Below are 16,417 nucleotides of genomic sequence, written 5' to 3'. Positions count from 1 at the left end.
AGCTGAAAGCAAGAGTATGGAAACATCCAGATTATTCATTTTCAATCATTCATTTCAATTTAGGAGGTGTTATTCAATGGAACAGACGAAAAAGCACTCGTTCCCTATGGGGTTTTACGTCTGCAGTTTGTCCTTCACATTTGAGCGTCTTGCGTATTACGCTGCAAAGTGGGGCATCGCAATTTTCATGGTAGTAAGTGCTGCAAAGGGCGGACTTGGTTTAAGCCAGTCTCAGGGAGCTCTGTTCTCCTCATTCCTGGTAGCGTTTACTTACATCACACCGGTTATCGGTGGTTTCATCGCTGACCACTGGCTGAGCCCGAGAAAGCTCGTTCCGCTGGGCGAAATCCTGATGGCAATCGGTTACTTCTGTGCATGGAAAGCAACCGGCAAGGGCATGCTGATCATCATGATCATCGTAATCGCTGTCGGAACCGGATTCTTCAAAGGAAATGTTTCCGGTATCCAGGGCCGTCAGTTCCCGGCAGCAGATGCTGAATTCCTCGACACTGTATTCAGCTGGCAGTATTCTTTCGTAAACATCGGTTCCTTCTGCGGAACAACATTCCTGACTCTGATTGCAACACAGACCAAGATGGGTTACAGAGGAATGTTCTTCGTATGCGGAATCTTCCTGCTGATCGACTGTGCTTGGTGGCTCATTGGACAGAAGTCCCTGGGCGATGCCGGCCTGAAGCCATTCCTGGTTGATAACCGTACAGAGGACGCTGAGAAGGCTGAAGTTGAAGAAGAAAAGGCTCCGCTCACATCTGTTGAGAAGAACCGTGTTGCCGCAATCATTCTGGTAACCATTCTGTCCGGCATTTTCTGGCTGATCTGGTACATGGTATACATGCCTGTATACTACAAGTTCGGACCTGCTTCCATGGGAGGTCTCGGATGGGCAAACTGGAACATCGGAAACTTCACAATGCCGACATCCTGGTTCGATTCAGAGAACGGACTGCTCTGCATCATCCTCTGCCCGATCTTTGCGAAGATCTGGTCTACGTTGGATAAGAAGGGCAAGGACTGGTCCTTCCTCACAAAGACTGGTTTCGGAATCTTCGTCCTGGGTGTCTGCGTAGCAGTACTGACACTTGCCGGAGCTATGGCTCATGGTGGAAAGACCCCAGTTGGTGTTTGGATCGTTGCACTCTCTGCATTCTTTATGACACTCGGAGAAGTTGTGTTCTCCCCTCTGGGCAATTCCTTCATCAGTAAGTACGCACCGAAGTCCCTGCTGGGAACTCTGCTCGGTGTATGGCCGCTGATCATCTTCTTCTCCGGCCTGATCTATGGACCGCTGTACAACTTCATGGACAAGTTCGACTTCATCAAAGCTTACGGACTGCTTGCAATTATCATTCTGGTAATCGGAGTTCTCCTGATGCCGTTTGGTAAGAAGTTCAATAAGTGGATCCACGCTGACGAGATTTAAGGAAGCGCTCATTCATAACAGCGAATAATAAGTTCTGATGACGGATTGAAGGGTGTATACATGAGAATAAATATGCGTTTTATGTTACACTTGAATGGGTGTCAGCAGAGCAACTGAAAGGACCGGGCAGATGCCCGGTCCTTTTTAAGCTTTTTTGCTGACTGATCTGACGACTGGGGCAGAATACTGATTCCGGGCTGAAGTGGCAGGATTGCTTCCTGTATGTTCGGAAAAATAAAGGATCATTATCTTCCGGTATGGTAAACGACCGGGGAACAACGCAGGGAAACTGCTTCCTTGAATATTGATTTTTGTCCCGAAAAAATATATCGCAGTTAAACGATTGGTGGTGTGATATGGAAAGAAAATATACGAAAGAAGACCCGAACATGAAACTGGGATTCGGCTTCATGCGTCTTCCGCAGACGGATGAAAATGATGAAGCGTCGATTGACCTTCCGCAGGTTGAGAAGATGGTGGACCGCTTTTTCCAACAGGGATTCACTTATTGCGATACGGCCTATATGTATCACGATTTCAAGAGTGAGGATGCTGTGGGAAAGGCGGTTGTGGACCGTTACCCGAGAGATTCCTTTACGATTGCCAGCAAGATGCCGCTGGGCATGCTGAAAAAGGAAGAGGATGTCGGGAGAATCTTTAAAGAGCAGATGGAGAAGCTGCATGTCAGGTATTTTGACTATTACCTGATGCATGATATGAACAAGACGAATTACGAGACGGCGCAGAAGTTCCATGTGATTGATTTTGCCAGAAAGATGAAGCAGGAAGGAAAGATTCATCATCTGGGATTCAGCTGCCATGACACGCCGGAGCATCTCGACCGTGTGCTGACGGAGAATCCGGACCTGGAGTTCGTCCAGCTGCAGATTAACTATCTGGACTGGGACAGCGACGCGATTCAGTCCGGAGCCTGCTACAGGGTCTGTGAGAAGCATCAGAAGCCGGTGATTGTCATGGAACCGGTGAAGGGCGGAACGCTGGCAAAAGTCCCGGCAGAGGTTGAGAAGATGCTGAAGGACTGCCATCCGGACTGGAGCCCGGCTTCCTGGGCCATTCGTTTTGCCGCGAGCCTGCCGATGGTGAAGGTGGTGCTTTCCGGCATGTCGGACATGGAGCAGCTGGAGGACAATACCTCATATATGCAGAACTTCCGTCCGCTGAATCAGGAAGAGAAGGATCTGCTGAAGAAAGCCGCAGATATTATCCATAATACGATTGCGATCCCATGCACCGGATGCCGCTACTGCATTGAAGAGAACCACTGCCCGCAGAACATTCCGATCCCGCGATATTTCAATCTGTATAACACAGAAAGCCTCTGCCCGGGAAGGGACTGGTCGCCGGAGCAGGAATACTATGCCAACCTCGTGACAGACGGTTTCGGCCGCGCGTCTGCCTGCATCGAGTGTCACGGATGTGAGCGGGTATGTCCGCAGCATCTGCCGATTACCGATCTGCTGAAGAAGGTAAACGGCATGCTGGAGGAGAATAACTTTATGCTGAAGTAGCAGGAAAGCAGGTTTCGCTTATATCCGGCCGGATCCGGGTATAATAAAAGGCAGACATCGTGCCGGGCCAGGGGCCTGTATCGGCATCAGCGGGTGAGGTGAAACAGCCGTTTCGGCCTCTTGCTTGTCTTTTTTGTCAAAAGGGAACGGAAGCGGCATATTAATTTAAAGGAGAAATTGAATGAAGTACGATTTTACAAGTTATCTGGAGCGCAGGGGCAAGGATGCCGCGGCTTATGACAGTGTCGGCAGTAAAAAGGGCTTCGGCTTCGCGCCGGATGCACCGAAGGAGGGGTTCGACATCATTCCGATGTGGGTTGCCGATATGAACTTCCCGACTGTGCCGACGATTCCGCAGGCGATGATTGAGCGCGCGAAACACCCGGCTTACGGTTATTATATGACGCCGGATGAGTATTATGACGCGATCATTTCATGGCAAAAGGACAGGAACAAGGTGGAAAACCTGTCGGCGGACCATATCGACTATCTGAACGGTGTGCTCGGCGGAGTTGCGGCGGCGCTGAAGGTGCTGTGCGGCCCTGGAGACGCGGTTCTGGTTCATCGTCCGACCTACATCGGATTCACCAATACGCTGAAGCCGAACGGCTATAAGATTGTGCATTCTGATCTGAAGAAGGATGAAAATGGCGTCTGGCGCATGGATTATGAGGATATGGAGAAGAAGATCCAGGAGAATAATATTCATGCGGCGATTTTCTGCTCTCCGCACAATCCGACGGGCCGTGTCTGGGAAAGAGAAGAAATCGAGAAGGCGATGGATGTTTACCGCAGAAATCAGGTTTATGTCATCGCGGATGAAATCTGGTCAGATCTGATTCTGGACGGAAATCATCATATTCCGACCCAGAGCGTGAACGAGGACGCCCGCCGGAGAACCATCGCCCTGTACGCGCCTTCCAAGACCTTCAATCTGGCCGGACTGGTCGGCAGCTACAGCATTATTTACAATAAGCTGCTGAGAGACCGCTATCTGGCTGAACTGAAAAGAACGCATCTGAATGACATGAATGTCATGTCCATGCATGCACTTCTGGGCGCCTATTCTGAGGAAGGCCGCGAGTGGGTCGATGAGCTTCGCGAGGTGCTGACAGAAAATGTAAAATATGCCGTCTCCTATATTAAGGAGAATATTCCGGGAGCAGATGTCTCCATGCCGCAGGGCACATACATGCTGTACATTGATTTCAGCGGCTGGTGCAAAGAGCATGGCAAGACGATCTACGAACTGAAAAAAGCTGGCTGGGACGTCGGCGTTGCCTGGCAGGACGGCGAGATTTTCGGAAAGAAGAACTGCATCCGCATGAATCTCGCGCTGCCGCTGTCCAGGATTAAAGAGGCATTTGACCGGCTGGAGAAGTACGTATTATAAAAGAAAATTGCAGTGGGCGGCATGTTGAGAGGCCGCTGAAAGAGCATGAAGGCAGAAAAAGAGGCAGGTGCGGAGTGCATCTGCCTTTTTGCTATCGAATTTGACATTGGAAATTGGATACATACGACGTGCGGCTAGCCAGTCGAACGTCATATTTGTTAATGTACAAGGCCGTAGCTTGCAGCGCATCGACCTTCGCGGCCGCTCGGTCTCCCGGCCGCACCAGCATAAGGAATCCTCATCACTCTCACTGCGCCATTGGCTTGTGTTCATGAGGGAACTTGGATGCGCCGTAGGAATCAGCCAATCGCGCGGCGCCTGACGGCTTGCGCTCTTGGGATTCCCTGACGGGGGACCTGCCATTGCTCTGTCTGCGCTGCTTACGCAGCTTGCCAGTCGCAAGGCTAGGTCTCCCTAAAACTCCGCATAGGTAAATCCCGGCGAGGTGAGCATGCTCCCGAACATGGAGAAGAGGTAGAGGAGGATCATGGCGGAGAGGAAGAGCAGGGTGTAGCGGAAGGTCGGGCTTTTGAAGAGGGCTTTCAGTCTGCTGCTGAAGGTCTTCTTTTTATTGTGACCGCTGCTGTGTTCTGCTCTTGCTGCTGTGATTTTGCCGGCTGACGCGCTGGTCTCTGTTTGCCTGCGCGCTGCTTTCGCCGGTTCCGGCGACGTTTGCTTTATATTGTTTTTCGTTGTAGAAATTGTAGAGTCCTTCATTGATTTTCACCCATCCTTCTCCCCATGGATGTACGGAATCGCGGTCGATTCCCGGGGTATAATCGTATTTTGTCAGGTCGTAGACTTCGGCGCCGCAGCTGCCGGCGATTTTCGTGATTTTCTTTGCAAAGGCGGCACGTTCGTGGGCGTTGATGCCGGTGTAGTCGTACCAGTAGCCGTTCATCGGCTGGATGATCAGCAGCGGCCGGATATGCTCTGCCTTGCAGAGTGCCAGAAATGCGTACAGGTCATCGTATTCCTTTGACTTTAAGAGGGAATCTTTCTTGTGCACTCCCTTTGCTCTCGGATAAATAAAGCGGAATTTCAGCTTCCAGCTGTGGTCATCCATATAAAACTGGTTGTGGGATTTTCTGTCTGCAATTCTTCTGGCCTTGTCGACCCAGCGGCCCCAGTCAAAGCTGCCATTTCCGATCGGTTTTTTGTGATAAATATAGGCAGGATCCCGGCCGCGCAGGAATTTCATTGCTGCGCTGGTGGTAATCATATCCTTGTCGTTCTGGTACATGGTAACCGCTTTATAGGCCAGGGCATCGGCCGGACGCGGCTTTCCCATATGCAGCAGGACACGGTTGTACAGTTTGACATGGTTCAGGAGCTCCGGGGAATTCTTCAGCAGTTTCACAGAACGTCTTGCAGCGTATTTTTTCAAATCGGTGGGAATGTCCTTATTCTTCAGGAAGGCGACATACTCCGTTTCAGAGAAACGCAGGGCGTATCCCTTGCTGCTGACACCCTTTGCCGTGCGGAACCAGGACGGGGAAATCATCAGGACGACGCGGCGGTTTTTCATCTGCGGTTCCAGCGCGCCCAGGGCGATGGTATGGAAGAGGGTCTGATTGAACGGACCTCCCACCGTGACCAGATGGACACCGGTGCCGCGGAAAAAATTGGCCGGATGGAAGGGTGTGTTCCTTCCATGCGCAAATTCTGACGAACCAAAGACGAACATATCTTTTTTCGTGATGTTCTGATCAAGCGCATTGTAGGAAATATCTTTATACTGGCTGTACCAGCTTCCAAAATCCGGGTCGCTGCTCTTCAGGCCCTGCGAAAGGCAGTATGCGTGAAGACCGATGGCAAAGGCCAGAAACAGTACGAACGCGATCAGAAACGCTTTTAACTTCTTCATAATACGTGACTTCTCTCCTTGAATGGACGAATGATTACGCAGAATGCAGAGAATGTCCCTGTTTTCTGCGCAGTCAGCGGCAGACTACATTCTGGACTGTACGACGCTGATAATCTTATTCGGGGTGTCCATTTCCTCTCTCTTCAGCTCAGACGGCGCCAGAACAACGCCGATCTGATCTTCTACGTCCATCAGCAGTGTGACATAATCCAGGGAATCGATCAGATCCTCTTCCAGCAGGTTGATGTCCAGATTTTCTCTTACGATGTCGTCACCGCAGATGTCCTCCAGCATGTCGAGAATTAATTCCTTTGCTTTTTCTTTGCTTACCTTAGCCATTGTATTGAACCTCCATAATGTTTGTGATTGTTTTCTGCCGGACAAAAATCAACTGACCGGCGGTGTTTCCTTGCTGAAGCCGCGCGGAGCGCGGCGTGTTCTTTTTGTCCCTGGGATCAGCGAAGCAGCAGCTGGGTGAATCGTCCGGAAAACAGGAAGAATCCGAACATGACCAGGTGGAAGGTGATCAGCCACTCCAGGAAGCAGAACCAGCGGTCTTTCTTATGCTTCTTATAGAACTTCGACTTCTTCTGGTAAATCTCCGTCAGGGACAGGAGAATGCCGTGATAGAGGCCGTAGAGTATGTAGTAAATCGTCAGGCCGTGCCAGCATCCCATGATGCCCATGTTGATGATGAAGGCGATCGTCGCGATGACCAGCTTGTTTCTGGTGAAGCGTTTTCTGATCAGGCCCATTGTCACGCGGGAGAAGATGAAGTCGCGGAACCAGTGGGACAGGGTGATGTGCCAGCGGTCCCAGAACTCCTTGATGTCCTTGCTGATGAAAGGCTTGTTGAAGTTCTCCGGGGTGTTGATGCCGAAGATCTTAGACAGGCCGATGGCCATGCTGCTGTAGCCCGCGAAGTCGAAGAAGAGGTAGAAGCCGTAGCAGTACATGTAGATCAGCGCGTGGCTGAAGCCGGCTTTCAGGCCGAACCACTGCATCAACTGGTAAAAGCCGGTGCCGATGACCTTCTTATACACCAGGCCCTGCAGGATGCGGGACAGGCCGCTTCCAAGCATCTCGATGTACTCGCTTCTGGCCGGGACCTTTTCCAGATCCGCGTTGAAACGGCGGCTTCTGTCGATCGGGCCGGACATGACGGTCGGGAAGAACCAGAGCAGGTAAAAGTAGTCGAAGGGGCGTACTTCATGGATGACGTCGTCGTAAATCTCAATGACGATCTGAATCACCTTGAAGGACATGTAGGAAATGCCCAGGAAGGCGAACATATGGTAAGGATTTCCGACGGCAGTCAGCACTTTATTTGCGGCAACCGGCAAAATACTCAGCGCAAGGAATATATGGTAAATGTGCTTATTCCGGCCGTATTTCTCCCGGAGCGGCAGGTAGATGCGGATCACGGCGTATTCGCCAAAGGTAAATCCGGCAAGCCAGATCAGCGCTCTGAGGTTATGTCCCATGGCCAGCCAGAGGAAAATCAGCGTGACGCCGAATCCGTAAAAGCGTATGCTGACCTCTTTCAGGCCCATAATAATGGCCGGGATCGAGAGGATCCCCGCCAGGATGAAAAAACTTGTATCACTGAATAACTGCATAATCTATAACTCACTCTCCAGCTTCTTCCGGTCGGCCTTTCCGTTTGCGGTCAGAGGCATGCGGCTGAGCATGCGGATCTGGCGCGGAATCATGTAGGACGGCAGGAGCTGTTTCACAGCCATGCGGATTTTTTTGCGGTTTTCAAAAGTAACGTCCAGATGGCTGTCTTTCTCCGGAACGATGAAGGCGGTCAGGAAGCGGATTCTCCCGTCTTTCTTATTCGGAATGACGGCGGCCTGCTTGATGCTGTCGAGGCGGAGAAGCGCGTTTTCAATGTCTCCGAGCTCGATGCGGTAGCCGTGGAATTTAATCTGCTTGTCGATGCGGCCTTCATAATAGAGCAGGCCGTCCGCGTCTTTATGGCCGGCGTCGCCGGTGCGGTAGGCGGCGCGGTATCCGGATTTCAGAAGTTTTATGCGCTCTTCTGCTGCATCCGGATATGGGATATAGCTGCCGTCCTTTTCCATGAAAAAGCTGGCGGCTGTCTTATCTGCTTCCTTGTAGTATCCGGCGCCGACGGTGTTTCCGAGGATGACCATCTCACCGGATTCTCCTGCCGATGCAGGCTTTCCCGTTTCTGTCTCGATGCGGATTTCCGTGCCCGGCTTTGCGTGTCCGATCGGAAGGGCGTCATCGCTTTTCGCCATTTCTTTCGTGATGCGGACGGAAGTGACACAGACCGTGCTCTCCGTCGGACCATAGGTATTGATCACTTCTGCATCCGGAAAACGCCTGATCAGCTGGCGGGCAGTGGTGTTTCTCAGGGTCTCTCCGCAGAAGAGGAATCTCTTCAGCTGCGGCATGTTTTCCTGATTAAAGCCCGGGTCACTCAGACACAGGTCGGCAAAAGACGGGGTGGATACCCAGCAGCTGATGCCGGAATTCATCAGGTAGTTCAGCAGTGCAGGCATGTCCTGCTCCATGGCCTTGTCCACGGAGACGATGCCGGAAGCCGTTGCCAGTGCGCAGTAGAGATCCATGACGGAAAGGTCAAAAGAATAGGGCGCCTGGTTGAGAAATACGCCATTGTCCATGCCGGACAGCTTACTGCACCAGTCCAGATAGTTGGAAAGTGCGCCGGCGCTGATCTGCACGCCCTTCGGCTTTCCCGTGCTGCCGGAAGTGAAAATGATGTACTGGACATCTTCCGGGCGGTCCTGGTATTTCTCGTCGATTTCACCGATGGATTCACCGTGGAAGCTGCCAGAGCTGATCGCTTCAAGGTCTGAGGATGTGATCACCTTCGCATGCAGCGTGCGGGCAGCCGGTGTTTCTGCTGCTCCAGGCTTATTGGCTGCAGAGCCGTTCTTTCCTTTATTTTCAGGACTTCCGGCAGCATCGGCGTTTTCTGCGGCTTCCATAGTACTGGAATCTGCGGCATGTCTGCTTTCGGTATGATCAGATGTTTCCGGAAGATCCCGGCAGGCCAGTAGAAGCTGACTCTCCGTGACATTGGCAATGTCGTAAATCCGGCTTGCCGGCATGTTCATGTCCAGCGGGCAGTATGGCCTGCCGCAGCGCGCCGCGGCGAGAAAGCAGACCAGCATCATCGGCTCCTTATGCCCAAAAACCGGAATTGGTGAATGGTCTTCTTTCAGCTGATCCTGCAGCCACTGGGCAAGTATTCCGGATTTTTCCCAGAGCTCGCCGTAGGTCAGCGTCCCGAAACGGGAACGGAATACCTGGCGTTCAGGGTGCTTTTCCGCCGTGCTGCGGATTGTATCTAAAACGTTCATTCTGCACCTCCTTAAAAGGAAATGATGTATAATCTGACATCGTGAATCGATTGATGTTCTCGTTAATTCGTAATTTAATATATCAGAGAAAGATTAAATGTTTCTTAAATATATATTATTTAAACCTGAAAAATTGAGCGGGAAGAGTAGGAGTGTGAAGAAAAGTTATAGCAAAGAAAAACAGGATAATGAATTTATACTTCATACTGTTATCGGAAATTGCAGTGGGCGACTGGCTGAGGGCCGCTGGAAAGAGCGCAAAAGCAGAAAAAAAGGCAGGTGCTGAGTGCATCTGTCTTTTTGCTATCGAATTTGGCATTGGAAATTGGATACATACGACGTTCCGCTAGCTAGTCGAACGTCATATTTGTTAATGTACAAGGCCGTAGCTTGCAGCGCATCGACCTTCGCGACCGCTCGGTCTCTGCGGCAAGCCTGACAGGGGACCTGCCATTGCTCTGTCTGCGTGCGATATTTAATGAGAACGCACTTGCCAGTCGCAAGGCTAGGTCTCCCGGCCGCACCAGCATAAGGTCTTCTCATCATTCGCGGTTCGCTTGCGCTCCCGCTCATGAGAGCAAGCGCCATTATGGCAGCACAGTTCCCGCCAGCGGGAAGTTCAGGGCGATGGTGTAGATGTTATGTTCTGTTTTCACGGCGCTGGATCCGTTCATCTGCTGCATCATGCTTTCGATGTTGCGCAGGCCGATGCCGCTGCTTTCTGTTGGTGCGGCTGTCCGGGAAGCGCTGATGGTGTTCTGGAACAGGACGACAACCTGGCTTCCAGATGTTTTCACGATGATCCGGACGGCTTTTCCCGGGTCTGCGTATTTACAGATGTTGGAGACGATGTTGTCCATGATTCTTCCCAGGTAGTCCTCATTGATGCAGATTTCGGAGTCATCCCAGTGGAAGTCTGGTTCGCAGCTGAATCCGTGCTGCATGAGGGTGGCGCCGGCTTCGGACAGGAGATCATAAAGCAGAAGCTTTGCGTTTTCCGGATCAGAGAGTTTTGCGCCTTTTTCTTCACGGGAAACGAGGGAGTATTCAAACAGGTGGTCCGTCAGGCTTTTCAGCCGGTGGGTTTTCTGATCGATCTTGTCGATGTAGTCGTAAAGCTGCTCTTCTGTTTTCCAGCGGTGGGATTTCAGGATTTCTGTGTAAAGCAGGATGGAGGTCAGCGGCGTGCGGATGTCGTGGGACATGCTGGTGACCATATCTTTATTTGCTTTCAGCAGGTCCTGCTCCAGTTTGAACTGCTCGCGCAGGGATGCGCGCATTCCGTTCAGGCCTTCTGCGAGTTCAGAGAGTTCATCCTGCCCCTTTACCGTCACTTCATAATCCAGATTTCCGGTTTCCAGAATGCCGATTTCATCCCGGAGCAGCCGGATGTATTTGATCTCTTTATTGATTGCAATGAAGACAAACACAAGAAACAGGAGAAAACCGATGGAAAGTACAATGAATCCGAGAACGTTTGAGGCGTGGTAGTCATCCGTACCATACAGCACTGCAATGGCCTTCGCATCTTTGAATTTCAGTTTGTAGGTTTTACTGATGGACTGATTCAGCGTGTCATCAAAGCTGGTCGGATGTTCCGGAACGAATGAATCGTAGATTGTCGAGTTGCTCCGGTAAATGGAAACCGAGATGCTTGGGTGCTTTCTGGTAAATGCCGCGATCTCTTTTGTATCTGATGTTTTCAGATCATGGGCATCGATATAGTCCTGAAGCGCATTGACATATTTCGTGTTCCGGTTCTTCAGGTGTGCAGAAAAGTGGTCGTAATAGTCAGCCAGTACATAATCCGCTGCCTGCAGCATGGCAAAGGTCACCGCGACAGAGACAAGCGCGGCAATGGCGATGATCACCAGCAGGCGGGTGCGGATGGATTTAATCTTCCGGAATCGGATTTTCAAAGCGGTACCCCTTTCCCCAGATGGTCTTGATATACTGCGGTTTTTCAGGCGTCGGCTCAACCGCTACACGCAGCTTCCGGATATGAACCATGACTGTGTTGCTGTTGGTGTAGTAATACGGCTCATTCCATACGCTTTCATAGATATTCTGCGCAGAGAAGATTTTTCCGCGGTGCTGCATCAGCAGCAGGAGAATGCGGTATTCAATATCCGAAAGAGAAATTTCCTGACCGCCGCGGTACACTTCGTTGTAACGCGTGCTGATTTTCAGGTCGCCGCATTCAATGTACTCATCCTTTTTAATATCCAGGCTCTGTTTTCCCTGATAAGTCTGGTAGCGGCGGATCAGCGCCTTCACGCGTCCCAGCAGTTCCGTATAGGAAAACGGCTTCGGCAGATAGTCGTCTCCTCCGGCCATCAGTCCGATCAGTTTGTCCGATTCCTGCGACTTTGCCGTCAGGAAGAGAACCGGCACATTCGAAGTCTTTCGCAGTTCCTCACAGGTTTTGATTCCAGAGATTCCCGGCATCATAATGTCCAGAATCACCAGGTCGGTGGCGGTATTCACCTTTTCCAGGCCTTCTCTTCCATTTTCCGCCTCATCAACCTGATAGCCTTCACTTTCCAGAAGAATGCGGACACCTTCGCGGATATCCCGGTCATCTTCTACAATTAATATATTTCCCTGACTCATGTTTAAGTCCTCCTGTAACTCATTCGTCTTTTTTACTTTATATACTATATGGTCCGTTTCTTAACAGAACCTTAAGCGGGCTCTTAAAAGACATGAAAAGATGAAAAAACGCGTGCCCCGGTCCTGGAGCACGCGTCCTGTTAATTCTGCGCTTCATCCACGTTTTTCTTAATGTCCATATCCTTTGGCAGGACCAGATTCAGGAAAATCGCGATCAGGAAGACTACAGCTACGACATTGTTGGCAAAAACCGACTGTGCAAGATGAGGAAATGCTTTCCAGATATCCGTCTCGCTGGTTGACGTGAATCCGATTCCAATGGCCAGAGACAGCGAAGCAATCGTGATGTTTCTCTGGCTGAATCCGCATTTTGCGATCATCTGGATTCCAGAGGTCAGAATCGTTCCGAACATCATGATCGTGCATCCTCCGAGTACGGAAGACGGAAGGGAGGCAAAAAAGTTACCGACCGGCGGAAGCAGTCCGGCCAGCAGCATGACGCAGGCTCCCGTCATCAGGGTGAAGCGGTTGACCACTCCGGTCATATTGATCAGGCCGACGTTCTGAGAAAATGAAGTAACCGGCGGGGTTCCGAAGAGGGAGGAAATGGCGGAAGCATAACCGTCGCAGGCAATGGAACCGGAAATTTCCTTTGTTTTGATGTCTCTTTTCAGGCCGGCAGAAACGAGGGCGGTCGTGTCTCCGATGGTTTCTGCCGCAGAAACCAGGAAGATGATGCAGGTGGAGAAAACTGCTCCTGCGTGGAATTCCGGCTTGAAAGGAAAGAGATGCGGAACGGCGATGATGCCGCCGGACATGATGGAAGACAGGTTCACCTTTCCCATAATCAAAGAAACGATGTAGCCGACGATCAGTCCCACCAGAATGGACAGCTGCTTTTTATAGCCCTTTGCCAGGCAGGTCCAGAGCAGGCAGGTGACCAGGGTGATGGTGGCGATGATCAGGTTTTCTGCGGAACCGAAGTCTTTTCCGTAGCCGCCGCCGAAGGATCTGGCGCCGACGCTGAAGAGGGAATAGCCGATGGATGTAACAACGGTTGCTGCGACGATCGGAGAAATCAGGCGGCGCCAGTATTTCGCGAACAGGCCCAGCGTACCTTCAAAAATTCCTCCGATGAGAACGGACCCGACCACGGCGCCGTATCCGTAAGCCGCGCCGATGGAACTTAAAACCGCGACAAAGGTAAAACTGATGCCCATGACGATCGGAAGTCCGGAACCGATACGGAAATGCGGGTAAAGCTGAATCAGGGTCGCAATTCCCGCAACGAACATGGCGTTCTGCAGGAGCATGGCGATCTGCGCCTGCGTAAGCGCTGGATGCGCGGCTGCGGCAATCATGGTGATCGGAGTCAGGTTGGCAACGAACATAGCCAGAACGTGCTGCAGACCGAACGGGATCGCCTTTCCTACCGGAACGCGGCCGTCCAGCCTGTAGATATTGGCCATACTGGAAGTTGATTTCTGATGCATGGAAACTCTCTTTCTGAATGAACAGGATAATAACGATAATGTATCGATTTTATCATGTTTTAGTGTTTCATTCCAGGGTTTTACAGGCGGTATCCCTGTATTTCCAGTAGACGAAGGCGGCCGGGCGGTGTAAGATGAAAAAATGTGTTTAAGGCTGCGTCCGGCAGGTCCGAAGAAGCGCACGGCCGCAGAAAACAGGGTGTTTCCTTGCGCGGGTGGGTTTTGTCCGGGGAGGCAGGCACTAGGTATGATTAAAAGACTACATTAATATAAGGAGTAAATATGGATATACAGAAACTGATTACACAGGAACTGCAGATCCGGCCGGAGCAGACGCAGGCGGTCATCGATCTGATTGACGGCGGGAATACGATTCCTTTCATCGCGCGTTACCGGAAAGAGGTGACCGGCGGGCTGAATGATGAAGTACTGAGAAAGTTCGACCAGCGCCTGCAGTACCTGAGAAATCTGGAGGAGCGCAAGGAGGTTGTCCGGGCGTCCATCGAGGAGCAGGGAAAGCTGACAAAGGAGCTGGCGGAAAAGCTGGACCAGGCGGAGACGGCGGTTCAGGTGGAGGATCTCTACCGTCCTTACAAGCCGAAGCGCAGGACTCGCGCCATGATCGCCAGAGAAAAAGGACTTCAGCCCCTTGCGGAGTACTTTTTGTCGAAGGAAGAGACGGGCGAGAAGGATCCGCTGAAGGAGGCGGAGAAGTTTGTCAATCCGGAGAAGGAAGTTGCGGACGCGCAGACGGCGGTTCAGCTGGCAGAGGACATTCTCGCGGGGGATTTCTCGGACGACCCGGATGTCAGAAAATGGATGCGTGACAATGCGGAGCAGCACGGCGTGATGGAGTCTGAGGCGAAGGATAAGGACGCCAAGTCGCCGTATGAGAATTATTACGAATATCAGGAGCCGGTGAAGAAGATTCCGTCTCACCGGGTGCTGGCAATCAACCGCGGCGAGAAGGAGAAGTTCCTGAAGGTGAAGGTGGATGTGCCGGAGGACGGCGTTGAGCAGTATGCCGAGAAGAAAATTGCTCAGATGGGCCGGGAATCCACTCGTCCCTACATCCGCGAGGCCGCGCAGGATGCCTATAAGCGCCTGATCGAGCCGTCCGTAGAGACAGAAATCCGCGGGGAACTGACGGAAAAGGCTGAGGACGGTGCGATTGAGGTGTTCGGTCAGAATCTCCGTCAGCTTCTGATGCAGCCGCCGATCGCGGGAAAGACAGTGCTGGGCTGGGATCCGGCCTACCGTACGGGCTGCAAGCTTGCTGTGGTGGATCCGACGGGGAAGGTGCTGGCAACCAAGGTCATCTACCCGACTCCGCCGAATAATAAGGTGGAGGAGGCAAAAAGTGAACTTCTCAAGATGATAAAACGCTGCCATGTCGACGTGATTTCCCTTGGAAACGGGACGGCTTCCAGAGAGTCAGAGCAGATTATCGCTGATTTTATCAAGGAAAGCGGGCTGCCGCTGGAATACGCGATCGTCAACGAGGCGGGCGCCAGCGTGTATTCTGCCAGTGAACTTGCCGCGGAAGAATTTCCGAATTTCGATGTGGGACAGAGAAGTGCCACATCCATGGCAAGACGACTGCAGGATCCGCTGGCAGAACTGGTGAAGATCGATCCGCGGTCGATTGGTGTCGGACAGTATCAGCACGACATGAATCAGAAAAAGCTTGGGAATGCGCTCTCAACGGTTGTAGAGGACTGTGTAAACCAGGTCGGCGTAGACGTGAATACGGCATCTGCGGCGCTTCTGGAGTACGTGTCCGGAATCAGTAAGACAGTTGCGAAAAACATTGTTGCCTACCGTGAGGAGAATGGCAGATTTACAACGCGCAGGGAACTTCTGAACGTCCCGAAGCTGGGACCGAAAGCTTTCCAGCAGAGTGCGGGATTCCTCAGAATCCGCGGAGGCAGTGAGGTTCTGGACATGACTGCCGTGCATCCGGAGAGTTACAAGCCGGCAAAAGAGCTGCTGAAGCTGCTGGGATTCACGGAAGATGACGTGCGCCAGGGAAAGACCAGAAGCATCCGGGAAAGCGGCCTGAAGGCGTCCGGCCTCACGGAAGCGCAGCTGGCGGAGAAACTGGGAATCGGTGCCTATACCCTGCGGGACATCCTGTCCGAGCTGGAAAAACCGGGCCGCGATCCGCGAGATGAAGTGCAGAAGCCGATTTTGAGAAGTGATGTGCTGACCATGGAAGATCTGGCGCCGGGAATGAAGCTGAAGGGAACCGTCAGGAATATCGTGGATTTCGGTGCCTTTGTGGACATCGGTGTGCATGAGGACGGTCTCGTCCATATTTCCGAGATCTGCGATCATTTCATCAAACATCCGCTGGAAGTAGTAAAAGTCGGCGATATCGTGACGGTCTGGGTAAAGGACGTGGATCTGGAAAAGCAGAGAATCGCCCTGACCATGATCAGTCCGGAGCAGAAAAAGAAGCGGGAGCAGCAGAAGGCGGAGGCCGCCTCCAGAAGGGAGTCCGGCGGAAATTCCGGCCGCGGCCGCGGTAATGGAAACAAGCGTGGAAAATCTCGCAGCGGCAGAGGCAGAGGAAGCCGGGGAAACAGTCAGAATGGCGGCGGGCAGGAAAAACTCGCCGGCCTCGATGAGCTGCTGAAGAAATATGGAAAGCATCATCATTAAGAGATTGCTTCTGCCTTCGGATATTGACCGCACAGATGCATATCGGATTGAAATTTTCTAT

The 16,417-nt window shown here is 51.9% G+C and carries 11 protein-coding genes; 4 read left to right on the top strand and 7 right to left on the bottom strand.

The window, feature by feature from the left end:
* Window positions 1-76: 76 nt before the first annotated feature.
* From ACI77B_RS01430 to ACI77B_RS01420, 3 genes are all read left to right on the top strand, one after another.
* Window positions 77-1,441: a peptide MFS transporter gene (locus ACI77B_RS01430; RefSeq protein WP_409337044.1), complete on the top strand. Its 1,365-nt coding sequence runs from the start codon at window positions 77-79 to the stop codon at window positions 1,439-1,441.
* A 356-nt stretch (window positions 1,442-1,797) separates the two neighbouring features.
* Window positions 1,798-2,970, top strand: coding sequence for an aldo/keto reductase (locus tag ACI77B_RS01425; RefSeq protein WP_409337043.1), 1,173 nt, complete (start codon window positions 1,798-1,800; stop codon window positions 2,968-2,970).
* 181 nt (window positions 2,971-3,151) lie between these two features.
* Window positions 3,152-4,363 (top strand): MalY/PatB family protein, encoded by a 1,212-nt coding sequence (locus ACI77B_RS01420; protein WP_409337042.1) that lies wholly within the window; start codon window positions 3,152-3,154, stop codon window positions 4,361-4,363.
* A gap of 568 nt (window positions 4,364-4,931) precedes the next feature.
* Here the strand turns inward: ACI77B_RS01420 and dltD are convergent.
* From dltD to ACI77B_RS01385, 7 genes are all read right to left on the bottom strand, one after another.
* Entirely contained in the window at window positions 4,932-6,230 is a 1,299-nt protein-coding gene (gene dltD, locus ACI77B_RS01415; protein ID WP_409337041.1) for a D-alanyl-lipoteichoic acid biosynthesis protein DltD, read from the bottom strand.
* 84 nt (window positions 6,231-6,314) lie between these two features.
* On the bottom strand, window positions 6,315-6,569 hold the full coding sequence (gene dltC / locus ACI77B_RS01410; protein ID WP_409337040.1) for a D-alanine--poly(phosphoribitol) ligase subunit 2: 255 nt from the start codon (window positions 6,567-6,569) through the stop codon (window positions 6,315-6,317).
* Between the two features lie 116 nt (window positions 6,570-6,685).
* Window positions 6,686-7,849, bottom strand: a complete 1,164-nt coding sequence (gene dltB / locus ACI77B_RS01405; protein WP_409337039.1) for a D-alanyl-lipoteichoic acid biosynthesis protein DltB — start codon at window positions 7,847-7,849, stop codon at window positions 6,686-6,688.
* 3 nt (window positions 7,850-7,852) lie between these two features.
* Complete coding sequence (gene dltA, locus ACI77B_RS01400) at window positions 7,853-9,586, bottom strand: D-alanine--poly(phosphoribitol) ligase subunit DltA (protein WP_409337038.1); 1,734 nt, start codon at window positions 9,584-9,586, stop codon at window positions 7,853-7,855.
* 587 nt (window positions 9,587-10,173) lie between these two features.
* Window positions 10,174-11,505, bottom strand: coding sequence for a sensor histidine kinase (locus tag ACI77B_RS01395; RefSeq protein ID WP_409337037.1), 1,332 nt, complete (start codon window positions 11,503-11,505; stop codon window positions 10,174-10,176).
* Window positions 11,480-12,199 (bottom strand): response regulator transcription factor, encoded by a 720-nt coding sequence (locus tag ACI77B_RS01390; RefSeq protein ID WP_409337036.1) that lies wholly within the window; start codon window positions 12,197-12,199, stop codon window positions 11,480-11,482. Before ACI77B_RS01390 ends, ACI77B_RS01395 begins: the two co-directional genes overlap by 26 nt.
* A gap of 140 nt (window positions 12,200-12,339) precedes the next feature.
* Window positions 12,340-13,692 carry a uracil-xanthine permease family protein gene (locus ACI77B_RS01385; RefSeq protein WP_409337035.1) on the bottom strand — a complete coding sequence of 451 codons (1,353 nt, stop codon included), beginning with the start codon at window positions 13,690-13,692 and terminating at the stop codon, window positions 12,340-12,342.
* A gap of 282 nt (window positions 13,693-13,974) precedes the next feature.
* Between ACI77B_RS01385 and ACI77B_RS01380 the strand changes: the two genes are divergently transcribed.
* A complete protein-coding gene (locus ACI77B_RS01380) occupies window positions 13,975-16,356 on the top strand; it encodes a Tex family protein (protein WP_409337034.1) in 2,382 nt (793 codons plus the stop codon).
* Window positions 16,357-16,417: the final 61 nt, after the last annotated feature.

This window comes from Eubacterium sp. F2 (genome assembly GCF_046244355.1).
In the GTDB taxonomy this organism is placed as follows: domain Bacteria; phylum Bacillota; class Clostridia; order Peptostreptococcales; family Anaerovoracaceae; genus Aminicella.
Note: the sequence above shows the minus strand (reverse complement) of the source record. Positions and strands in the feature narration are given on the sequence as shown.